The following is a 21,183-nucleotide window of genomic DNA, read 5'->3' on the forward strand; positions in this document are numbered from 1 at the left end:
AACGGAGAACTTGTGTTATAATCCACTTTAGAATTTGAATAAAGGTGGAATGGGCCGTGCGGGATACAAATAAAGAGGGCCACGCGATCTGGCGGGGAGCGTTGATTTTAACCGTGTCGGCATTTCTTGTTAAAATCATGAGCGCGGCCTACCGGCTTCCTTATCAGAACCTTGCCGGGGATGTCGGCTTTTATGCGTATCAGCAGGTCTATCCATTTTACGCCATTGCTGTCACGTTGGGCGGAACAGGGTTTCCGATTGTCATCTCGAAGTTTATCGCGGAAGCAAAAAACGGCGGCGGCTACAGGCAGGAGGCGCAGATCCGCAGACATGCGCTCATTGCCCTGTTTATTCTGTGCGGCCTGTTTTTCTGTTTGCTGTTTCTGTTTGCGGTTCCGCTGACAAAAGTGATGGGCGATGTCCGCTTGTCTTCCTTAGTCAGGATTGCGGCTTTTATCTATTTATTTGTTCCGCTGATTGCGGTTTTACGCGGCAATTTTCAGGGAGAAAATGAAAACATGATGCCGACCGCGCTTTCGCAAATCGGTGAACAGGCGCTCCGAGTGCTGTTGATTATCGGTTCCTCGTGGTATTTGTTTCTGCACCACGGGAATCCCTATCAATTCGGCCGGGCCGCTACAATCGGTTCCGTGGCAGCACCGGCAGCATCGCTGATCATTCTCTCCTTTTACTTCCGGAAAGAAAAATCGCCGTTTGTCCGCACGGCGAAGGGAGCACCCGGGCGGATCGACTGGCATTTGGTTAAGGATCTGCTGATCAGCGGCTGCCTTTTTTCCTTGCTGGCGCTTCCGCTTGTTTCTTTCCAGCTGATTGATTCGTTGACGGTCATCCCGTTGTTAAACCATGCGCATGTTCCGGATCCGAGAACGGAAAACGGCATCTATGATCGTGCCTATGCGCTGACACAGTTCGGAATCATTGCCGCGGCCTCATTGACGGCGACGATTGTCCCCGGCCTGGCCAAACTTTCTGCCCTGAGACAGAAACGGGAAGTTCAGCGTCAGGCATCGCTTGCTCTTAAGATCAGCCTGGCTTTCGGTCTGGCTGCGGCCGCCGGTCTGGCCGTAATCGGCAGAGAGGTAAACATCATGCTTTTCAAGAACGCGGCCGGGACGGTTTCCTTTTCTCTGGGGGCTTTTACCATGCTTACCCTGTCGCTGATCCTCGCTTCTTCGGGAATTCTGGAAGCAACCGGCAGGCCGTGGCTTCCGTTTCTCTATCTGGCGGCCGGAGGGGCGGCCAAGCTTGCGGGCAACTATCTGCTGATTCCGCTCTTTTCAATCAATGGAGCAGCAGCCGCTACCTGTCTCGCGACGGCACTGACTGCCTGGCTGAATATCCGATGTCTGCGCCGCAGGTCTCTGGCTGAGGCTCTGCGGTTCCGTCTCATTCTTAAGCTGTGCGCCGCCGCCTCCGGAATGGTTGTCGCCGTGCTGTTCTGGAAACGGCTGATTGCCATCTGGGAAAGCAGGCTGGCCGATTCGCGCTTGTTTGCAACAGGAGTCGCATTGTCCGGAGCTTTGGTCGGGGCCTGCGTTTTTCTGATCTTGATTTTGATTTTACGTTATTTTGATTCGGGTGATTTTGAACGGCTTCCCCTGATCGGCCGCCGGCTGCATAAAAAGGATTTGAGCGAGAAAAGCAAGATTTCGGAGTGAAGAGTCCTCCCTGCCGCTTAAGACGGGCAATTTAGCTAGGATCACGAATAAAGATATGATAGAATGAAGAAAAACCGGAACGCATCTCTGTGGCTATTTTATAGAAATGATAATTTAAATTCGGAGGTTTGAGTAAAATGAACAAAAACGAGTTGATTCAGAAAGTAGCCGAGAAGACAGGAATTGCCAAGAAGGACACAGAAGCGGTAGTCAATGAAACACTGGGTGAAATCATCTCCGCTTTGAATAAAAATGAAAAGGTACAGTTTGTCGGGTTCGGGACGTTCGAAGTCCGGGAAAGGGCAAGCCGAACGGGACGCAATCCGCAGACCGGAGAAGCGATTACAATCCCGGCTACCAAAGTACCCGGGTTCCGGGCAGGCAATAAATTGAAGGATGCCGTAAAAAAATGAGGCTTGATAAATTTTTGAAGATTTCACGCCTTATTAAGAGACGCACCGTGGCGAAAGAACTTGCCGATCAGGGCCGCGTCGACATCAACGGGCAGCCTGCCAAAGCCAGTTCGGCCGTAAACACGGGCGATGTGCTGACGCTGCACTTCGGCCAGAAGCCGATGAATGTGCGCGTGACTCTTTTAAAAGAAACGGTGAAGAAAGAAGAAGCGTCTTCTCTCTACGAAATCATCGGAGAATCCGAAGACTGACGGCACGGAATCCCGGCAGCGCACGATGTTCTAAATTGGACAGCTTCCTCATAGTGTAAGAAAAAGAGGAGGGAGTCCAATGAGTCAATACTACACGTCGGTGCCGAACAAAGACAAGCCCGCACAAAACCATGACATTGTGATTAAGAATCGCCGGACAATAGAGATAACCGGGGTCAAGCATGTCGAAAGTTTCGATCATGAAGAATTTTTGCTGGAAACCGTGATGGGTTATCTTGCCATTAAGGGCGCTCAGCTGAAGATGCAGAACCTGAATGTAGAGCAAGGTTCGGTCGCCATTGAGGGCAAAATTTTCGAGATCAGTTATCTGGACGATCAGGATGGAGAACCGTCCAAAGGGTTCTTCAGCAAACTGTTTAAATGACGCTGAACGAACAGTTTGCATCGCTGATTCTAATGATGCTGATGGGCGTCTGGCTTGGCGCTTCATTTTCGGTTTACCAGCGTTTTGTCCGTCCGCGAAAAAAACGGCACTGGATCCTGTTGATTACAGATCCCCTCTTTTGGACGATTCAGGCCGTGCTGCTTTTTTCACTGCTTCTCCCGGTAAACCAGGGACGGCTGCGCCTGTATCTCATCCTGGGGGTTGCGCTCGGCTTTTCCTTTTATAAATCCTTTCTGGAAAAGTTTTTCCTGTATATTCTTGAAGGGATTATCTCGGCAATTGTCCGAATATGGCGATTTGTTGCCAAAACGGTCTATCATTTGTTCCTGTATCCTCTTTATTTCCTATTGAAGCTCGCCTATTTATTGTGTAAAATGACAGTAAGAATAGTTCTCAAGATCTTGTTTTTTTTGCTGATCTTTCCGATGAAGGTTCTGCGCGGAGTACTTCGGCTGCTTCTGCCGGAAAAGTGGCGGATCGGCGTAAAGAAACGGACAGTTCAAATACAGCGGCAACTGATGAAATGGGTGTCTTTTTTGACGGGACGAAGATAGGAGGATCACAATGGAAAATGCAGGCACTCAGCGAGTGGCGCACCTTCACACGGATTATGCGCAGTCTTTGGAAATCATTGAAAAAAGGCAGAAGAAGCGCCGCAAGGGTCTGATTCGGCGCCTGATCGCTTTTGCCGTGGTTTTCGTTGCTGTCTGCATTTTCATGGTATCCTCGCTTGTCGCGCAGACGCACAGACTGAACGGCGCACTGGCTCAGAAAGCAAAGCTGGAGAAGAGCCTGAACGCTCAGAATGTGTATGACAGCCAGCTGAAGCAGCGGATTCGTTTGCTGAATGATAAAAATTATATCGGTGAAGTGGCAAGGCGGGATTACCTTTTATCGAAAAACGGCGAGGTTATTTTTTCAAAATCCAGTATTGACGGGCATTGACAGGCTCTTTTTTAGCTATGTATAATAAAATGATTAGAGATATTATTTTAGGAGGAAGCATTTTTTTATGTCAATTGAAGCTGGCAGCAAGCTGAAGGGTAAAGTTTCGGGTATCACAAACTTCGGAGCCTTCGTTGATTTGCCTGACGGGAAAACCGGGCTGGTTCACATCAGTGAGGTGGCGGATCGTTACGTAAAGGATATTCATGATGTCCTGTCGATCGGTGATGAAGTCACAGTAAAAGTGCTTCAGGTCGCGCCTGACGGAAAAATCGGGCTCTCGATCCGCAAAGCTGTCGATAAACCGAGGAACGCACCGAGAAATTCTCGCGGCGGAGGAAAGCGTTTTACGAAGGAAACGAGTTTTGAAGACAAAATCTCTCACTATTTAAAGGAAAGCGAAGACAGGCTTTCGACGATCAGGCGTCAGACGGAATCCAAACGCGGCGGACGCGGCGCCCGGCGGGGATGACAGGAAGTCCGGACTCCTGCGGTTAATGATAGATGATTGACGGAAAAATCAGGCACAGGCTGCCTGATTTTTTTATTAAACAAATGAAGAGAGCGGCGGCGGAGCAAAGACATTCGGAATCGACATAAGCGGCGTCGGGCGCTTAAATTGACCGACAAGAATGAACGGCGTCGAAGTTTTTTTAATACATGCTTCGCAATTCTGACAAATTATGAAGGCAGACTATGATTAAATGAACCATACAATACTTTGTTGAAGGTGGCGAAGCGTATGGCTCAAAGAATCGGCAGTTCTGCCGCAGGAACAATTGGCGCTTATGGAAGGGAAGGACGGCCGTCCCGCAGGCAAAAAGGGGGCGGCGTGATAAAAGCGGTGCGTGCATTTATCGTAAAAGCGCTGTCTCGGATCGATTTTGTTTACCTGGTGACGGGTTTTCTGCTTGGACGGGCCGTCATTCTTTCCAGCCTGACCCCGTTTGTTCTCCCGTTCTTTGCTATGGTATTCTGGCTGAAGCGGGAAAAAAGGTGGCTCGTTTCTTTTGCCGCTTTGGCGGGTTCACTGACTGTTTCAGTGGGACAGGCTTTTTATGCGCTGATGGCGCTGCTCGTTTTTCTCGGGCTCAGGCGGATGATTCTATCGTTAAGCAGGAAAGCGGAAGAAAAATGGCTGCCCGTCCTTGTCCTCACTTCCGGATTTTCCGTCCGTTTGATTTGTAAAGCTGCTTTTTCGCTCAATCTTGTCTGGACGGATGTGATGACAGCCGCCGCCGAAGCGTTTCTTGCCTTTCTGGTTACCCTTATCTTTATGCAGAGCGTCCCGTTTTTATCAACAAAAATAAACCGAAAATTATTAAAAAATGAGGAGATTATCTGCTTTGTGATCCTTTTGTCTTCCATTCTTTCCGGAATGATCGGCTGGACGGTAATGGGCATCTCCGTCAACTATGTTTTTGCCAGGTATGCTGTGCTGCTTTTTTCTTATGCGGGCGGAGCGGCGATCGGATCAACGGTCGGAGTGGTTATCGGTCTGATTCTCGGTATGGGCAACGTTTCCAGTCTCTATCAAATGAGTCTGCTCGCCTTTTCCGGAGTGCTGGGCGGATTGCTGAAGGAGGCCGGCCGGGCCGGCGTATCGGCCGGGCTGCTGATTGCCACGCTGCTGATCGGGCTTTACGGGGACGGGTATGCGGGGCTGAGCGGCGCCGTTCTTGATTCGCTTGCGGCCATTGCTCTTTTTTTCCTCACGCCGGGCTTTGTGACGGAGCGGCTGGCTTCATTTATACCGGGTACACGGGAATACCAGAAAGAACAGCAGCAGTATATTCGAAAACTGAGGGATGCCACGGTGAGCAGAGTGGAGCAGTTCTCCAGCCTGTTCCAGACACTGGCCAGGAGCTTCTATCCTCCGGCCGAACAGGAAAGCCGGGAGGAGGATCTCTTTCTCAGCAAAGTAGCCGCAAGAACATGCCAGAACTGTTTTAAAAAAGAGCATTGCTGGGTAAAAAATTATGATGAAACCCGAAGGCTCATGCTTCAGTTCAGAGAAGCTTCGCGCGGAGGAAGGAAACCGAATAATCCCAAGCTCCGCCGTGCCTGGCGGGAACACTGCGTCAAATCTGAAAAAACCATTGAGGCCATTTCGATCGAGCAGATTTTTGCAGAAGAGCAGGCCAGAATGAAACGGACTGTCAAAGAAAGCCGCCGGCTTGTGGCCGATCAGCTGAGCGGGGTGTCACAGGTCATGGGCGATTTTGCTATCGAGATGAAACGTGAGCGGGGCCTGCATGAATGGCAGGAAGAAATGATCCTGATGAATCTGAACGGGGCCGGCATTCATGTGGAAAGCGTGGAAATCTACAGTCTTGAAGCCGGAGCGGTCGACATTGAGGTGATTCTGCCGAGCGATCACTATGAAGCATGCGAAAAAGTGATTGCGCCTCTGCTTTCCGATATTTTGAGAGAAAATATTTGTGTTGAGAAAAAGCAGACGGCCGATTTGCCGGGCGGGCCGAGCCGCGCTGTCTTCGCCTCGGCGCGTGCATATGAAATTGAGGCCGGTGTCGCCACGGCCGCACGCGGAGGGGGATTTGTTTCGGGCGATAATTATTCGCTGTTTGAAATCGCTTCTGGGAAGTACGCACTGGCGATCAGCGACGGAATGGGAAATGGAGAACGGGCGGGCATGGAAAGCAGAGATACGCTGCAGCTGCTTACCAAAGTACTGAATTCAGGCATTCATGAAAAACTGGCTATAAAATCGATCAATTCCATTTTGTCGCTGCGTTCCACGGAAGAAATCTTTGCAACGCTGGATCTGGCGCTGATTGATTTGCAGGATGCGAAGTCGACATTTTTGAAAATCGGTTCCAATCCAAGTTTTATCAAGCGGGGAAACGGGGTTATCATGCTCGATGCAGCCAATCTGCCGATGGGGATGATCGAAAATTTTGAAGTGGAGGTGAAGACGGAACAGCTGAAATCCGGCGACCTGCTGATTATGATGAGTGACGGTATCTTTGACGCCCCCAGACAGATTGAAAACAAGGAGGCGTGGGTCAGAAGAAAAATCAGGGAAATGCAAACGGATGATCCGCAGGCCATTGCCGATCTGATACTTGAGGAAGTGATCCGGATGGGCGACGGACGCATTGAAGACGACATGACGGTGATTGCCGCGCGCATCCAGCATCATATGCCGAAATGGTCATCCATATCGGCGGGTATAAAAGAAAAAGAACTTCGCCGGGCAGAGTAACCGTCCGGAGCAGCTCCTCATAGATTTTATATTCTTCGTATAAAAAAAATCTTTCCTGTCTAAGATGATACTAGATTCAGGAAGGTGTGAGGAGCAATGCATGAAGGCACTTTGAAACAAATTCTATTAATCACTGACGGCTGCTCCAATCAGGGCGAAGATCCGGTTGCGGTGGCGGCACTTGCTAGAGAACAGGGCATCACGGTGAATGTTATCGGCGTTTTGGATCGATTTGACTCCGAAGACGGCCGCGGGCTTCAGGAGGTGGAAGGGATTGCCGCTGCGGGAGGCGGTATCAGTCAGATCGTCGAGACCCGGCAGCTTTCGCAGACGGTCCAGATGGTAACCAAGCAGGCGATGACACAAACGATTAAAGGTGTGATCAATCGGGAACTTCAGGACATTCTCGGAGAATCGGAAACGGTTGAGAATCTTTCTCCCGAAAAACAGGGAAAAATTATGGAAGTTGTCGACGAGCTGGGCGAAACGATGAATCTGGATGTCTGCATCCTTGTTGATACAAGTGCCAGCATGAAATCCAAGCTGCCGACCGTACGGGAAGCTTTGCAGGATCTGTCGATGAGTCTGACGGCGCGAATGGGGAGCAATCAGTTCTGCCTTTTATTATTTCCCGGGAAAAGAAAAGCAATCCAGAAGATTACTGCCTGGACGGCCGACATGGAAAACATCGAACGGGCGTTTGATAAAATCGGCACTCATGGTGTCACGCCGACGGGGCCCGCGTTAAAGGAAGCAGTGAAGAGTTTTTCCCAGCTGGCTAAAAGAAACCTGCTTTCCCATGACGAAGCCTATGATGACAGACCGCGGTGATTTAAGGTTAGCCCCGGGAACCGTGCTGACCGGGAAATGGCACGGACATCGCTATCAAATTGTCAGGCGGCTCGGCAGCGGGGCCCAGGGAGTAGTCTATCTGGCATACTCGGGCGGCCGGGAAATAGCCGTTAAAATGGCGAAAGACCGTGCTTCGCTTATTTCGGAAGTGAATGTTCTTAAAAAACTTGAAACGCTCCGGGGGGAACCTTTGGGGCCTTCTTTATTTGACAGCGATGACTGGATCGTCAACGGCCGCCCGATCAGCTTTTGTGCCATGGAATATTTGAAAGGCATGCCGCTGCAAGAGGCGCTGAAGCAAAAATCTTTTGACTGGGCGACCGTGTATCTCGTGCAGCTTCTGAAACATCTTCAGAGACTGCACGAGGCCGGCTGCGTATTCGGGGACCTGAAGCCTGAAAATTTAATGCTTATGAATCCGGGGTATTCTGTCCGTTTTCTTGACTTTGGCGGAGCGACGAAGATCGGGCGGTCGATCAGGGAGTACACGGCGTTTTTTGATCGCGGTTATTGGGGGCTCGGCACCCGTAAAGCAGAACCGGGGTACGATTTATTTGCATGCGGGATGATCCTGATCTATGCGGCCCTCGGACACCGCCTTGAAAAAAAGGAGCAGGGAGAAGGACGGCTATTTCAGATTATTCGTACAGAGCCCCTCCTTGTTCCCTATCGGCCGGTTCTTGCCAGAGCGCTGAAGGGACAGTATGATTCAGCCGATCAGATGCGCCGCGATCTTTTGTATCGAATGATGGAGAAACAAAAGGCTCCTGCTGCCGGAAAACGGCGGAATAAAAGGCGTGCGGGTGCCGGATCCGGAGGAGGATGGTACAGGGCCTGGCTTGCGGCTTCTTTTATCTTGACTGCCTATGTTCTCTTTGTTATCGTTTACGTCATGTAATCTTTGTTGTATGGTAGACATAAATGGTGCAGGAACTGAGTAAAATAACGAAACAGCCGGGCGGGAGAAAGATAGAATGACTTTTGAGGAAAGTGTGACACAATTTATCAGGAAGCACGGGCTGATTCAGCCGCGCATGCGGCTCGTTGCAGGCGTGAGCGGCGGGGCCGATTCGATGGCACTGCTGCTGTATCTTCTGACCAAAAGGAAAAGGTGGGAGCTGGAACTGGCCGTGTGCTCCGTCGATCACGGGCTGAGAGACACGGCAGGAGAAGAAGACCTGGCTTTTGTAGCTTCTTTTTGTCGAAAAGAGCATGTTGCTTTTCTAGGAAAAACTGTCGATGTACAGGCTTACTGTAAGGAACAAAATCTGGGTATTGAGGCTGCGGCCCGCGCATTGCGCTATCAGGCGTATGAGGAGGCGCTTCATGCGTTCAGAGCCGATGCACTGGTTCTTGCGCATCACGGAGATGACCAGATCGAAACGATGCTGATGCGCGAGGTCAGAGGGCGCATCGGGATTGCGAGGGCGGGGATCCCTGTAAAGCGCCCCTTTGCCGGCAAAGAACTGATTCGTCCTTTTCTTTCTCAGACGAAAGCCGCACTCGCGGCATACTGCGCAGCGCAGGGCATTACGCCGCGGCACGACGCAAGCAATGAATCGGACAGGCATACCCGCAACCGGTTCAGAAAACAAGTGCTCCCGTTTCTGAAAAAGGAGAATCCGTCCGTTCATTTAAAATTTCAATATGAAAGCGAGACGATTGCCGAAGATGAAACGTTTCTGATCGAGCTGGCCAGGCAGCGGCTGGAGACCGTTATTTTGGAGAAAAACGCGGATTGGATAAAGATATCGATTCCGGACTTATTAGTCATTCCATATTCTTTACAAAGGAGAATAATTCATCTAATATTAAATTATCTTTACACTAACCGAAAGATACAGCCAATGCATCAATCTATACATATCGAAAATTTACTGCAGCTGCTGCGTTCAAACCGGCCTTCCGGTCGTGTTGTTTTCCCGGAGGGGCTTTTGGCGAGAAAATCATACAGGGCCTGTCTGATTGGCTTCCCATCCCGGGTGGAGGACAAGAGTTATGATCTTGTCCTTCAAGTGCCGGGCAGGACTTCCTTCTCTGCCGGTACCATCGATGCGGAATTTTTGCCGAACGGATTTTGCCTCGGAACAGCGGTTTCAGGTCCGGATTGCCTGATTACTGATTACCGTCAAGTAATCGGGCCCCTCAGAGTGAGAACATGGCGCCGGGGGGACCGGATGATGCCGAAAGGTATGACAGGTACGCAAAAGATACAGCGTATTTTTATTAATGAGAAGATTGATCGGGAGAAACGTATCGTCTGGCCGCTTGTTGTTGACGGAGAAAATTCCGTTCTCTGGCTGCCGCTTCTTAGGAAAGGATGGAGGTCTTCACCGGACGTACAGAAAAAGGAAGCAAGCTATCTGAAACTGACATTTACACCGATTGCTGATTTTGGGAGGATAAAGGCATGAAGGAAGACCTCAGGGAAATATTAATAACGGAGGCGGCCATTCAGGGAAAGGTCCGTGAATTCGGGAAAATACTTTCTGAAGAGTATCGCGGACGCTTTCCGCTCGTCATCGGCGTGCTGAAGGGAGCCCTTCCGTTTATGGCCGATCTGATTAAGCAGATCACCGTTCCCGTTGAAATTGATTTCATGGATGTTTCCAGCTATGGAAATTCGACGGTTTCTTCAGGGGAAGTGAAGATTCTCAAGGATCTGGATACTTCCGTTGAGAACCGCGAGATCCTGATTGTTGAAGATATCATTGACAGCGGTTTGACGTTGAGCTATTTAGTGGATTTGTTCAAAACCCGAAAAGCGAAATCAATCAAAATTGTGACGCTGCTGAACAAGCCGTCGGGAAGAAAAACGGCGATCAAACCGGATTTATGCGGATTCACAGTACCGGATGCTTTTCTTGTCGGCTACGGGCTGGATTACGCGGAAAAATACCGCAATCTTCCCTTTATCGGGATTCTGAAGCCGGAAATATACAATGGATAGAGGAGTTACATATATAACGGGGACAAGGATTGCGCGGCAGTACAGACGCGGGAAGCCGCTGCCGGTCTGTGAGACGGCTGGTTTCACTGCCCCCTGTAACAAATTGCTTGAGGCTTTTCACCTGTGTATGATACTATTAAGTAAGGTTTCGTTTAGAGCGGGAGGAGGTAAGGGATGAATCGACTTTTTAAGAATATCATCATATATTTATTTATTTTTCTTGTTATTATCGGCATCGTCAGCTGGCTGACGGACACGAACCGAAGTGTGCGGCCGATGACATACAGCGCTTTTCAGCAAAATCTGGTGAGCGGCAACGTTAAAGACATGACCCTCCAACCCGAAGGCAGCGTTTATTCCGTAACGGGGCGTTTGAAAAATTATGACGCAAACACGACGTTTAAGGCCTATATCCCCGCCAGTGAAAAAGCGGTCGGACAGATTACCGATTTGGCAAATAAATATAATGTGGATGTTAAACCGGCTCAGTCGACAAACGGGTGGGTTAATTTTGCAACGACGCTGATTCCGTTTGCGATTATATTTTTTCTGATTTTTTTCTTGCTGAATCAGGCACAGGGCGGCGGCGGCCGCGTCATGAACTTTGGGAAAAGCAAGGCAAGGCTTTATTCCGAGGATAAAAAGAAAGTGACGTTCAAGGATGTCGCCGGTGCGGATGAAGAAAAGCAGGAATTGATCGAGATTGTTGATTTTCTAAAAGACCCGAGAAAATTTGTCGCACTGGGTGCCCGTATTCCAAAAGGCGTTTTGCTGGAGGGCCCTCCCGGTACCGGTAAAACATTGCTGGCCCGTGCTGTTGCGGGAGAGGCGGGCGTTCCCTTCTTCTCTATCAGCGGCTCGGATTTTGTGGAAATGTTCGTCGGTGTCGGTGCTTCTCGTGTTCGTGACCTGTTTGATCAGGCTAAAAAAAATTCACCATGTATTATTTTTATTGATGAAATTGATGCCGTCGGCCGTCAGAGAGGGGCCGGACTGGGCGGCGGCCATGATGAGCGTGAACAGACGCTGAATCAGCTGCTTGTCGAGATGGACGGGTTTGGTGCAAATGAAGGGATTATCATCATTGCGGCGACAAACCGTCCGGATATTCTGGACCCGGCGCTTCTGCGTCCCGGCCGGTTCGACCGCCAGATTCCTGTCGGCCGTCCTGATCTCCGGGGGCGTGAAGCCGTTCTGCGCGTCCACGCACGCAATAAACCGCTGGCAAAAGATATTGATCTGAAGACGGTCGCTAAGCTGACGCCGGGTTTTTCAGGCGCCGATTTGGAGAATCTGCTTAATGAGGCGGCTCTGGTTGCCGCCCGCGCCAATAAAAAAGTGATCAACATGGAAGATATTGATGAAGCGGTTGAACGGGTCATTGCCGGTGTAGCCAAAAAGTCACGGGTGATTTCCAAAAAGGAGCAGGAAATTGTTGCTTACCATGAATCCGGTCATACGATCATCGGCCTGGCGCTTGAAGGGGCGGATGAGGTGCATAAAGTAACGGTCATTCCGCGCGGGCAGGCCGGGGGATATACGGTTTCTCTGCCGAAGGAAGACCGCTATTTCATGACAAAACCGGAATTGCTTGAGAAAATCGTCGGGCTGCTTGGCGGACGTGTTGCCGAGGAAGTTATATTCGGCGAGATATCGACGGGCGCCAGCAATGATCTGCAGCGGGTGACGAATCTGGCCCGCCGCATGGTCACCGAGTTCGGCATGAGCGAGAAACTGGGTCCGATGCAGTTTGGCAACAACGACAACGGGCAGGTTTTTCTTGGCCGCGATTTGCAGAATGATCAAAATTACAGCGATACAATTGCCTTTGAAATTGATTCCGAAGTCCAGCGGATTGTAAAAGAACAGTACGCACGATGCAAGCAGATTCTGCTGGAACAGCGCGATAAACTTGAACTGCTTGCACGGACCCTGCTGAAAGTCGAGACTCTGGATAAAGAACAGATTAAATCGCTCTATGAAACAGGCAAATACATTGAACCGAGCAAGAACCGCTATGGCTATCAGGAAGATGACAGGGATGCGAACCATGGGCAGCCGTCCGGAGAAACGACAGACGGACGTTCCGGCGATGATTCGGTGAATCTTAAGGTGAATATACATCCCAAGGACGATATTCATCCGGATATTAAAGCGGACAAAGCCAATCCGCAGATTTCCGACGCGGATCATCCGGATGACAGGAAAATCTGACCGGTCCGTGACCATGGCACAATAGAGGAGGCGTTTCCGCAACGGGAGGTGCCTCTTTTTTTTAAATGATTAGAAAATGATGGTTTGGTGATGATAAACATGATTTTTGTATGCGATGTCGGGAATACGAACATTGTAACAGGCGCTTTTGACGATGGCCGGCTTGTTCATCACTGGCGGATTTCAACGGACCGGGAAAAGACGGAAGATGAGTTCGCCATGCTCATAAACAACCTATTTCAGTACAGCGGGCTGTCTTTTGCGGATTTCAACGGTGTGGCGATCTCGTCGGTTGTCCCGTCGATCATGTTCGCACTTGAAAGAATGTGCGAGAAGTATTTTCATGTGAAGCCCCTGATTGTCGGCCCGGGCATCCGGACCGGACTGAACCTGAAGTACGATAATCCCAAAGAAATCGGGGCCGATCTCATTGTCAATGCGGTTGCCGCTGTTCACGATTATCAGGTGCCGATCATTGTTATCGATTTCGGGACGGCGACGACCTACTCTTATATTGATGAGAAAGCCGATTATATCGGCGGTGCCATTGCCCCGGGCATCAACATCTCGACGGAAGCGCTTTACGAAAAGGCCTCCAAACTGCCGAGAATCGAAATTGCCAAGCCGCCCCATATCGTCGGCCGCAACACGATTCACGCGATGCAGTCCGGCGTCCTTTTCGGGTATGTCGGTCAGGTGGAAGGGATCGTAACACGCATGAAAAAACGGTCTGCATTGACGCCCATTGTTGTCGCGACCGGAGGGCTCTGTTCTCTGATTTCAAATGAAACAGATGTGATCGATCACGTCGATCCCCTTTTAACGTTGAAGGGACTCTATCTGATTTATCGTCGCAATGTGCGGGAATAAAGGAGGAGGGGCATAACGGTGAGCGATTATTTAATCAAAGCGCTGGCCTGCCGTGATCGTCTCAGAGTGATGACGACGGTGACCACCGAAACAATCCGTGAGGCTCAGCGCCGCCATCAGACGTGGCCGACCGCTTCGGCGGCACTGGGCCGGACAATGACGGCGACGATGATGATGGGCGCACAGATGAAGGAGGATGAAAAAATCACGGTCACGATTCAGGGCGGCGGCCCGATCGGCGCGATCGTCGCCGATGCGGACACAAAGGGTAACGTTCGCGGCTATGTGACCAATCCCGAGGTGCACTTCGACCTGAATGAATACGGAAAACTGGATGTTGCGCGCGCCGTCGGCTCGGACGGCTTTCTGAGCGTGGTCAGGGATCTGGGACTGAGAGACAATTTTACGGGCCGTGTTCCGCTGGTCTCCGGTGAAATCGGTGATGATTTCACGTATTACTTTGCCCGCTCCGAACAGATTCCTTCTGCCGTCGGCGTCGGCGTGCTGGTCAATCCCGATCATACGGTCAAAGCGTCGGGCGGTTTCCTGATTCAGGTGCTTCCGGATACGGAAAACGCCGTCATCGAAAAAATCGAGCAGCGGATCAAGGAGATTCCGCCGATCTCGCGATTAATTGATGCCGGCCGCACGCCGGCCGATCTGCTTGCCGATCTGTTCCCGGACGCTGATTATCGGGTGCTTGAGAAAGTACCGGTACATTTTCACTGCACCTGTTCAAAGGAGAAATTCGGCCGTACGCTTGCCGGCCTCGGCCGTGCGCAGGTCCGATCGATGATTGAAGAGGATCACGGAGCGGATGCTGTCTGTCACTTTTGCGAGACGGTGTACCATTTCACTGAGGATGAATTGAAAGCGATGCTTATCGATAAATAAATGCCGACAACCTCCGTTTTACTAATCATCACTAGATGAAACAGAACGCCGCGGGTCGGCGGCCGGCCGGAAAAATTGACGTAGGAATAGAACGTTGTTACTATGGAATCAAAAACAGAGATGCTGACTCCGATTTTACAAACAAAGGGGAGACAAGTCATGACAGTTGCAAACTCAGTGACCGAATTGATTGGAAAAACGCCGGTTGTCCGGCTGAATCATCTGACGGGGGAGGACGATGCGGAACTTTACGCCAAACTGGAATACTTTAATCCGGGAAGCAGTGTGAAGGACCGAATCGCTCTGGCGATGATCGAAACAGCTGAAAAGGAAGGCAAGCTGAAGCCGAATGACACGATTATTGAACCGACAAGCGGAAATACGGGTATCGGGCTGGCGCTTGTTGCGGCCGTCAAGGGCTATAAAGCCATTCTCGTCATGCCGGAAACGATGAGTATTGAACGGCGCAAATTATTCAAAGCCTACGGTGCGGAAGTGATCCTGACTCCGGGCTCTCAGGCTATCAAGGGTTCCATTGCGAAAGCCCAGGAACTGGCCAAAGAGAAGGGCTATTTTCTTCCTCAGCAATTTAAGAATCCTGCCAATCCGCAGATTCACTATTTGACGACGGGCAAGGAAATCGCTGATGCTTTTGACTCGCTTGATGCCTTCGTTGCCGGGGTCGGTACAGGCGGAACGCTGAGCGGCAGCGGAAAAGCGCTGAAAGAACGGTTCGAAAATATCAAAGTTGTGGCTGTCGAGCCGAAGGACTCTCCGGTACTTAACGGCGGCAAGGGCGGTCCGCATAAGATTCAGGGTATCGGGACCGGATTTATCCCCGACACTCTGGATACTGAGATTTACGATGAAGTGATCGACGTCACCAATGAACAGGCTTTTGAATATGCCCGCCTTGTCGGCAAAAAAGAAGGCGTTCTCGCCGGTATATCCGGCGGTGCGGCAATTTACGCCGGCGTTCAGGTGGCCAAGGAGCTGGGCAAGGGAAAGAAAGTCGTTGTCATCGTTCCGGATAACGGGGAAAGATATCTCAGCACATCTCTTTATCAGACCGAAGACTGAGCGGAGACGGAAGGTTTTCCGTACGGTGTCAGGACACAATTAAAAAAGCGGGAGGATCACGGGCAACCGGGTCCTCTTTTTTTAGATGCGGCCGGAGCTGAACGTTCTGTGAAACGTATCCGGATCGGCCATTAAGCCGGGTCTTGACTGCCCGTTTCAGAAGGTAAGGGGCATCTGTGCTATACTTATTTATGTTTATGTTAAATAATAGATTCAAAAGTCGATCTTTTCAGGGGGGTATCGGGTTGTCTGTTGATACGTTGCGTGTTTCACCCTACCATCTGCTTAAAGTAAGAGACAAAGTTCTGGATTATCGTGAAAAAACAGTCATTATGGGAATTTTAAATGTTACACCGGACTCATTTTCAGACGGAGGCAGGTTTAATCGGATCGGCAGAGCCGTGGAGCATGTCGCGGAAATGGAACGCGACGGAGCAGATATTGTCGATGTCGGCGGCGAGTCAACGCGGCCCGGTTATACGCCGATATCTGTTGAAGAAGAAGCCGGACGCGTGGTTCCGATGATTCGGGCCATTCGAATGCGCACGGATATTCCGATATCAATCGATACTTACAAGGCGGAGACCGCACGCCGGGCGCTTGACGCGGGTGCGGATATTATCAATGATGTCTGGGGTGCCAAGGCCGATCCGGATATGGCAAGGGTGGCGGCCGAATACGGGGCTCCGATTGTTCTCATGCACAATCGTCACAATACTCAGTATGACAATATTATAGAAGATATGAAAGAAGATCTGCACGTCAGTATTCGCCTGGCGCTCGATGCGGGAGTTGCACCGGAAAAGATCATTCTCGATCCGGGAATCGGATTCGCCAAAGATTATGAACAGAATCTGATTGTTATGAACCACTTGGAGGATTTTCATGAACTCGGCTATCCGATTTTACTGGGTACTTCGAGAAAGGGCTTTATCGGCAAAACCCTGAATGTCACGGTTGACCATCGCGTGGAAGGAACGGGAGCGACGGTTTGCCTTGGCATTGCCAAAGGCTGCCAGATTATGCGTATCCACGACGTGCTGCCCATGGTGCGCATGGCGAAAATGATGGACACCATGCTGCGGGGGGGTCATCGTGGTTGATAAAATCGCCGTGACCGGGATGCGCTTTTATGGTTATCACGGCGCATTGCCGGAAGAAAAGAAAATCGGCCAGCGTTTTTTTGTAGACGTCTGGCTGTCTGTTGATCTTTACGGTGCCGGAACAAGCGACAGTCTGAGCCAGACGATTAATTATGCGAAAATCTACGGACTCGTCAGGGACGTTGTGGAGGGGCCCAGTTTTAAGCTTATTGAGGCCGTGGCGGAAAAGGTCGCAAAGGTTTTGCTGAACGCTTTCCCGCGAGCGGAGGTTTGCCATGTAAGGGTTGTCAAGCCGGATCCGCCGATTGCCGGGCACTATGATTCGGTGTCCGTCGAGATCGAAAGACGCCGATCCTCCGTTTATATCGGGCTCGGATCAAATGTCGGCGACCGGGCGCTTTTTCTAAAGCGGGCGCTGGAAAAAATGGATGCAGCAGCAAACATAACCGTGGTCCGCTGTTCATCCATTTATGAAACGGATCCGTACGGCCCCGTACAGCAGGACGATTTTTTAAATATGGCGGTCCTGGTTGAAACATTGTTGCCTCCCATGGCGCTGCTTATGGAGATTCAGCAGATTGAAGCGGAACTTCAGAGGAAGCGGGAGATCCACTGGGGACCGAGAACGATCGACCTTGATATTCTGCTTTATAATCAGGACGCGATTGACATGGAAAAGCTGTCCGTGCCTCACCCGGAAATTGCGCGCCGCGCCTTTGTCCTCCGACCGCTGTTTGAGATTGCTCCGCATCTGGTTGTGCCGGGAGTCAACCGCTCAGTGACCGACCTGTGGCAGAATCTCGATCAAAAAGGGGGCGTGCGGTTATGGAAAGCGAACAATGGGGAAGGAGAATTCGGGCTTTTCGTAAATTAAAGGGGTACACACAGGTTCAACTGGCTAAGGAACTGGGAATATCTTTATCCCTGTTGGGAGAGGTTGAGAGAGACAGCCGTAAACCGACGGCGGAGTTTATTGAGCGGGTCTGCGGCCAGCTGGATATATCTGTTGATGAAATGAAAAGATTATAAAAGATTCAAGAAAAGGAGAGGTGACGGGATGCTGAAAATAGGACCGATCACGTTGAAAAACCAGGTTGTTCTGGCACCGATGGCCGGGGTCTGCAATTCGGCTTTCCGGCTGATTGCCAAGCGTTTCGGTGCGGGACTGGTCTGTGCGGAAATGGTCGCCGACCGCGGGATTATCCATCACAATAAAAAAACGCTGGATATGCTCTATGTTGACGACCGGGAGAGGCCGCTTAGTCTGCAGATTTTCGGAGGATCGAAAGAAACGCTTGTTCAGGCGGCAAAGTATGTGGATCAGCAGACAAATGCGGACATCATCGACATTAACATGGGCTGCCCTGTGCCCAAAGTTACTAAATGCGATGCCGGTTCCAAGTGGCTGCTGGATCCGGATAAAATATATGAAATGGTATCCGCCGTTGTCGATGCGGTCAATAAACCGGTGACCGTGAAGATGCGCAAAGGATGGGACGACGATCACATCTATGCAGTCCGGAATGCGCAGGCCGTTGAACGTGCCGGCGGACAGGCTGTAGCGCTGCACGGCCGAACGCGGGTCCAGATGTACGAGGGCAGCGCCGATTGGGAGATCATTCGGCAGGTCAAAGAATCTGTCAGTATCCCGGTTATCGGCAACGGTGATGTGCGGACGCCCCAGGATGCGCGGCGCATGCTGGAGACGACGGGGGCGGACGGGGTCATGATCGGCCGCGGGGCGCTCGGGAATCCGTGGATGCTGTACCGAACGGTGAAATATCTGGAAGACGGCGAATTGCCTGACGAGCCGACGGCAAAAGAGAAGATCGACGTCTGCCTGCTTCATCTGGACCAGCTGATCAAGTTGAAAGGGGAACATATTGCGGTTCTGGAAATGAGAAAACATGCGGCCTGGTACGTTAAAGGGCTGCGCGGCGGGAATGACGTCAGAAAGAAAATCAATCTCTGCGAAACTGCGGATGAACTTCGTTTGCTGCTGCACGCGTTTGCCCGCAAAGCGGAGGAAGCGGCTGATGCAGTCGTGTATGGTTGACAGTATTTCTTAAATTCTCTATAATTCGGATAGATATCAGACTGCCGGTGGTATTGCTGGCAGTTTTCTTTGTATTTACAGATGATCTTCCGCATGCGGACAAGCATTGGCGTGACACGATAATGACTGGAGGTTGGAAGAAAATGAGTCAGGAAGTAGATCTGACCGATCAGCTTCAGGCAAGGCATGAGAAGCTGAGAATTTTGATTGAAAAGGGCATAAATCCGTTTGGCGGTCATTTTGATCGCTCGCATGATACGAAAAAGATACGTACCTTGTACGGTTCAATGGCGGCGGAAGAACTGGAAGCGAAGGCTGTTTCCGTTACGATGGCCGGCCGTCTGATGGCCAAACGGCGAAAAGGCAAAGCAGGTTTTGCCGATATGCAGGATTTCAGCGGAAGAATCCAGCTTTATGTGCGCAAGGACAGCGTCGGAGATGATCAGTATGAAATCTTCAAACACATCGATATCGGTGATTTCGTCGGCGTGGAAGGTACGGTATTTAAGACACATGTCGGCGAACTTTCTATAAAAGTTACGAAATTCGCTGTTTTATCGAAAGCGATGCGGCCTCTTCCTGATAAGTTTCACGGGCTGAAGGATGTTGAACAGCGCTATCGGCAACGCTATCTTGACTTGATCATGAACCCTGAAGTCAAAAAAACATTTGTTTTGCGCAGCAGGATTATCAAGGCGATTCGCGATTATCTGGATCATCTGGATTACCTTGAAGTGGAGACGCCGACGATGCATTCCATTCCCGGGGGCGCGGCCGCACGGCCGTTTATTACCCACCACAATGCGTTGAATATGGATCTTTATATGCGAATAGCCATTGAACTGCACCTGAAACGGCTGATTATCGGGGGTTTCGATAAGGTCTATGAAATCGGCCGTGTCTACCGGAATGAGGGCATTGACACGAAACATAATCCCGAATTTACGATGCTCGAACTCTACGCGGCGTATGATGATCTGCGCGATATCATGCAGCTGACCGAAAATCTGATTTCCGGCGTTGCCGAACATGTGCTGGGAACGACAAAAATCACGTACGGCGATGTTCAGGTGGATCTGAAACCGCAGTGGAAACGCGTGCACATGGTTGACGCCATTAAAGAAGCCACGGGAGTCGATTTCTGGCCGCAAATGTCCGATGAAGACGCACGAAAGCTGGCCGCCGAAAACGGGGTAGAAGTAAAGGGCGATATGACTTATGGACATGTGGTCAATGAATTTTTTGAACAAAAGGTTGAAGAGACGCTGATTGGGCCGGTTTTTGTATATGGACATCCGATTGTTATCTCTCCGCTTGCAAAAAAGGATCCCAAAGATCCGCGCTTCAGCGACCGTTTCGAGCTGTTCATTGTCGGCAGAGAATACGCCAACGCATTCAGTGAACTCAATGATCCGATCGATCAGCGCGAACGCTTTGTGGAACAAATGAAAGAAAGAGAAGCAGGAAACGATGAGGCTCAGGTGATTGACGAAGATTTTCTGGAAGCCATGGAGTACGGCATGCCGCCGACCGGAGGACTGGGCATCGGCGTTGATCGTCTGATTATGCTTCTGACCGATTCAGCTTCTATTCGCGATGTTCTCCTTTTTCCACAGATGCGGACAAGAGAGGACAATTAACCGGCGATACCGGCCTCTTTTGAATGACCGGCAGTTCACCTATCCCCAAACTGCAGTTTTTGGAGAAAGGTGGATTTTTTATTTCAAGCAGCTCCCCGGGAAAGCAATGAAAAAGCGACGAATGTATTGGGCCGGATCGATGCGCCGATCTGCCTTAACAAAGGTCGAGCCGGCCGGACGAAAGGGAGAAGTCCCTTTAGGCAGGCCGGCTCTGGTGAACATAAAGAACAGGGGCAGATTTTCCATACTATGACAAAGAATTCGGCGTCTGTTAAATTAACAGTGTCGTTATTTCATGTTTCATTGACAAAGAAGGGGAATGTTGGTAGTATTTTTATATTGTTGAGAAATCGCTTTTCAAATAAAAAAGGCCGTTGACTTTTTTCGACAATCTATTTATAATTGAAAAGGTCGTTTTGATGCGGCAGTTAGTTATATCTTTTTTATCGTTATCAATCGAGATGTTTCAGTAAAATTTTTATTGACATCAATGATTTTTGTTGATAAAATAGATAAGTCGCCCATAGAAGCGACGAAGCGAATGTTCCTTGAAAACTGAACAAAAGCCAAGCGCAATTGAGAAGGGGCCCACCCTTCAATCAAT

General features: G+C 50.3%; 21 protein-coding genes. All 21 read left to right on the plus strand.

Features of this window, described 5'->3' with window-relative positions; all coding sequences use genetic code 11:
• Window positions 1–56: 56 nt before the first annotated feature.
• The 21 genes from Q6A92_RS12830 to lysS all read left to right on the plus strand — a co-directional run bounded on the left by Q6A92_RS12830 (window position 57) and on the right by lysS (window position 20,579).
• Window positions 57–1,679, plus strand: a complete 1,623-nt coding sequence (locus Q6A92_RS12830) for a putative polysaccharide biosynthesis protein (RefSeq protein WP_274402022.1) — start codon at window positions 57–59, stop codon at window positions 1,677–1,679.
• A 137-nt stretch (window positions 1,680–1,816) separates the two neighbouring features.
• Window positions 1,817–2,092: an HU family DNA-binding protein gene (locus Q6A92_RS12835; RefSeq protein ID WP_274402023.1), complete on the plus strand. Its 276-nt coding sequence runs from the start codon at window positions 1,817–1,819 to the stop codon at window positions 2,090–2,092.
• A complete protein-coding gene (locus Q6A92_RS12840) occupies window positions 2,089–2,343 on the plus strand; it encodes an RNA-binding S4 domain-containing protein (protein ID WP_332238356.1) in 255 nt (84 codons plus the stop codon). The genes Q6A92_RS12835 and Q6A92_RS12840 overlap by 4 nt, the downstream gene beginning before the upstream one ends.
• Before the next feature lie 79 nt (window positions 2,344–2,422).
• Window positions 2,423–2,728, plus strand: coding sequence for a sporulation protein YabP (yabP, locus tag Q6A92_RS12845; protein ID WP_274402025.1), 306 nt, complete (start codon window positions 2,423–2,425; stop codon window positions 2,726–2,728).
• On the plus strand, window positions 2,725–3,303 hold the full coding sequence (gene yabQ / locus Q6A92_RS12850) for a spore cortex biosynthesis protein YabQ (RefSeq protein WP_274402026.1): 579 nt from the start codon (window positions 2,725–2,727) through the stop codon (window positions 3,301–3,303). Before yabP ends, yabQ begins: the two co-directional genes overlap by 4 nt.
• 10 nt (window positions 3,304–3,313) lie before the next feature.
• Window positions 3,314–3,694, plus strand: a complete 381-nt coding sequence (locus Q6A92_RS12855; RefSeq protein WP_274402027.1) for an FtsB family cell division protein — start codon at window positions 3,314–3,316, stop codon at window positions 3,692–3,694.
• 67 nt (window positions 3,695–3,761) lie between these two features.
• Window positions 3,762–4,166 (plus strand): S1 domain-containing RNA-binding protein, encoded by a 405-nt coding sequence (locus Q6A92_RS12860; protein WP_274402028.1) that lies wholly within the window; start codon window positions 3,762–3,764, stop codon window positions 4,164–4,166.
• Between the two features lie 270 nt (window positions 4,167–4,436).
• Window positions 4,437–6,920 carry a stage II sporulation protein E gene (gene spoIIE, locus Q6A92_RS12865; RefSeq protein ID WP_332238357.1) on the plus strand — a complete coding sequence of 828 codons (2,484 nt, stop codon included), beginning with the start codon at window positions 4,437–4,439 and terminating at the stop codon, window positions 6,918–6,920.
• A gap of 96 nt (window positions 6,921–7,016) precedes the next feature.
• The gene (locus Q6A92_RS12870; RefSeq protein ID WP_274402030.1) at window positions 7,017–7,751 is read left to right on the plus strand and encodes a vWA domain-containing protein; all 735 of its coding nucleotides are present in this window, start codon (window positions 7,017–7,019) and stop codon (window positions 7,749–7,751) included.
• Window positions 7,732–8,670: a serine/threonine protein kinase gene (locus Q6A92_RS12875; protein ID WP_332238358.1), complete on the plus strand. Its 939-nt coding sequence runs from the start codon at window positions 7,732–7,734 to the stop codon at window positions 8,668–8,670. The genes Q6A92_RS12870 and Q6A92_RS12875 overlap by 20 nt, the downstream gene beginning before the upstream one ends.
• 76 nt (window positions 8,671–8,746) lie before the next feature.
• The gene (tilS, locus tag Q6A92_RS12880; RefSeq protein WP_332238359.1) at window positions 8,747–10,186 is read left to right on the plus strand and encodes a tRNA lysidine(34) synthetase TilS; all 1,440 of its coding nucleotides are present in this window, start codon (window positions 8,747–8,749) and stop codon (window positions 10,184–10,186) included.
• Complete coding sequence (hpt, locus tag Q6A92_RS12885; RefSeq protein WP_274402033.1) at window positions 10,183–10,722, plus strand: hypoxanthine phosphoribosyltransferase; 540 nt, start codon at window positions 10,183–10,185, stop codon at window positions 10,720–10,722. Before tilS ends, hpt begins: the two co-directional genes overlap by 4 nt.
• A 174-nt stretch (window positions 10,723–10,896) precedes the next feature.
• Window positions 10,897–12,936 carry an ATP-dependent zinc metalloprotease FtsH gene (gene ftsH, locus Q6A92_RS12890; RefSeq protein ID WP_274402034.1) on the plus strand — a complete coding sequence of 680 codons (2,040 nt, stop codon included), beginning with the start codon at window positions 10,897–10,899 and terminating at the stop codon, window positions 12,934–12,936.
• A gap of 99 nt (window positions 12,937–13,035) precedes the next feature.
• Complete coding sequence (locus Q6A92_RS12895; protein WP_274402044.1) at window positions 13,036–13,806, plus strand: type III pantothenate kinase; 771 nt, start codon at window positions 13,036–13,038, stop codon at window positions 13,804–13,806.
• 18 nt (window positions 13,807–13,824) lie between these two features.
• A complete protein-coding gene (gene hslO, locus Q6A92_RS12900) occupies window positions 13,825–14,700 on the plus strand; it encodes an Hsp33 family molecular chaperone HslO (RefSeq protein WP_332238360.1) in 876 nt (291 codons plus the stop codon).
• A gap of 159 nt (window positions 14,701–14,859) precedes the next feature.
• Window positions 14,860–15,780: a cysteine synthase A gene (cysK, locus tag Q6A92_RS12905; RefSeq protein WP_332238361.1), complete on the plus strand. Its 921-nt coding sequence runs from the start codon at window positions 14,860–14,862 to the stop codon at window positions 15,778–15,780.
• Window positions 15,781–16,112: 332 nt separating this feature from the next.
• Window positions 16,113–16,883, plus strand: a complete 771-nt coding sequence (folP, locus tag Q6A92_RS12910; protein ID WP_332238365.1) for a dihydropteroate synthase — start codon at window positions 16,113–16,115, stop codon at window positions 16,881–16,883.
• Window positions 16,876–17,757 (plus strand): 2-amino-4-hydroxy-6-hydroxymethyldihydropteridine diphosphokinase, encoded by an 882-nt coding sequence (gene folK, locus Q6A92_RS12915; RefSeq protein WP_332238362.1) that lies wholly within the window; start codon window positions 16,876–16,878, stop codon window positions 17,755–17,757. Before folP ends, folK begins: the two co-directional genes overlap by 8 nt.
• On the plus strand, window positions 17,709–17,912 hold the full coding sequence (locus Q6A92_RS12920) for a helix-turn-helix domain-containing protein (RefSeq protein WP_274402038.1): 204 nt from the start codon (window positions 17,709–17,711) through the stop codon (window positions 17,910–17,912). Before folK ends, Q6A92_RS12920 begins: the two co-directional genes overlap by 49 nt.
• Before the next feature lie 28 nt (window positions 17,913–17,940).
• Window positions 17,941–18,939 carry a tRNA dihydrouridine synthase DusB gene (gene dusB, locus Q6A92_RS12925; protein WP_332238363.1) on the plus strand — a complete coding sequence of 333 codons (999 nt, stop codon included), beginning with the start codon at window positions 17,941–17,943 and terminating at the stop codon, window positions 18,937–18,939.
• A gap of 143 nt (window positions 18,940–19,082) precedes the next feature.
• Window positions 19,083–20,579: a lysine--tRNA ligase gene (gene lysS / locus Q6A92_RS12930; RefSeq protein WP_332238364.1), complete on the plus strand. Its 1,497-nt coding sequence runs from the start codon at window positions 19,083–19,085 to the stop codon at window positions 20,577–20,579.
• Window positions 20,580–21,183 lie beyond the last annotated feature (604 nt).

The organism is Sporolactobacillus sp. KGMB 08714, assembly GCF_036598985.1.
GTDB lineage: Bacteria > Bacillota > Bacilli > Bacillales > Sporolactobacillaceae > Sporolactobacillus.

What these genes read in the sequence shown, in the direction of transcription:
- Q6A92_RS12835 (WP_274402023.1), top strand. Translation starts at nt 1,817, where the DNA reads ATGAACAAAAACGAGTTGATTCAGAAAGTAGCCGAGAAGACAGGAATT.
- Q6A92_RS12840 (WP_332238356.1), top strand. Translation starts at nt 2,089, where the DNA reads ATGAGGCTTGATAAATTTTTGAAGATTTCACGCCTTATTAAGAGACGC.
- yabP (WP_274402025.1), top strand. Translation starts at nt 2,423, where the DNA reads ATGAGTCAATACTACACGTCGGTGCCGAACAAAGACAAGCCCGCACAA.
- yabQ (WP_274402026.1), top strand. Translation starts at nt 2,725, where the DNA reads ATGACGCTGAACGAACAGTTTGCATCGCTGATTCTAATGATGCTGATG.
- Q6A92_RS12855 (WP_274402027.1), top strand. Translation starts at nt 3,314, where the DNA reads ATGGAAAATGCAGGCACTCAGCGAGTGGCGCACCTTCACACGGATTAT.
- Q6A92_RS12860 (WP_274402028.1), top strand. Translation starts at nt 3,762, where the DNA reads ATGTCAATTGAAGCTGGCAGCAAGCTGAAGGGTAAAGTTTCGGGTATC.
- spoIIE (WP_332238357.1), top strand. Translation starts at nt 4,437, where the DNA reads ATGGCTCAAAGAATCGGCAGTTCTGCCGCAGGAACAATTGGCGCTTAT.
- Q6A92_RS12870 (WP_274402030.1), top strand. Translation starts at nt 7,017, where the DNA reads ATGCATGAAGGCACTTTGAAACAAATTCTATTAATCACTGACGGCTGC.
- Q6A92_RS12875 (WP_332238358.1), top strand. Translation starts at nt 7,732, where the DNA reads ATGATGACAGACCGCGGTGATTTAAGGTTAGCCCCGGGAACCGTGCTG.
- tilS (WP_332238359.1), top strand. Translation starts at nt 8,747, where the DNA reads ATGACTTTTGAGGAAAGTGTGACACAATTTATCAGGAAGCACGGGCTG.
- hpt (WP_274402033.1), top strand. Translation starts at nt 10,183, where the DNA reads ATGAAGGAAGACCTCAGGGAAATATTAATAACGGAGGCGGCCATTCAG.
- ftsH (WP_274402034.1), top strand. Translation starts at nt 10,897, where the DNA reads ATGAATCGACTTTTTAAGAATATCATCATATATTTATTTATTTTTCTT.
- Q6A92_RS12895 (WP_274402044.1), top strand. Translation starts at nt 13,036, where the DNA reads ATGATTTTTGTATGCGATGTCGGGAATACGAACATTGTAACAGGCGCT.
- cysK (WP_332238361.1), top strand. Translation starts at nt 14,860, where the DNA reads ATGACAGTTGCAAACTCAGTGACCGAATTGATTGGAAAAACGCCGGTT.
- folP (WP_332238365.1), top strand. Translation starts at nt 16,113, where the DNA reads ATGGGAATTTTAAATGTTACACCGGACTCATTTTCAGACGGAGGCAGG.
- Q6A92_RS12920 (WP_274402038.1), top strand. Translation starts at nt 17,709, where the DNA reads ATGGAAAGCGAACAATGGGGAAGGAGAATTCGGGCTTTTCGTAAATTA.
- dusB (WP_332238363.1), top strand. Translation starts at nt 17,941, where the DNA reads ATGCTGAAAATAGGACCGATCACGTTGAAAAACCAGGTTGTTCTGGCA.
- lysS (WP_332238364.1), top strand. Translation starts at nt 19,083, where the DNA reads ATGAGTCAGGAAGTAGATCTGACCGATCAGCTTCAGGCAAGGCATGAG.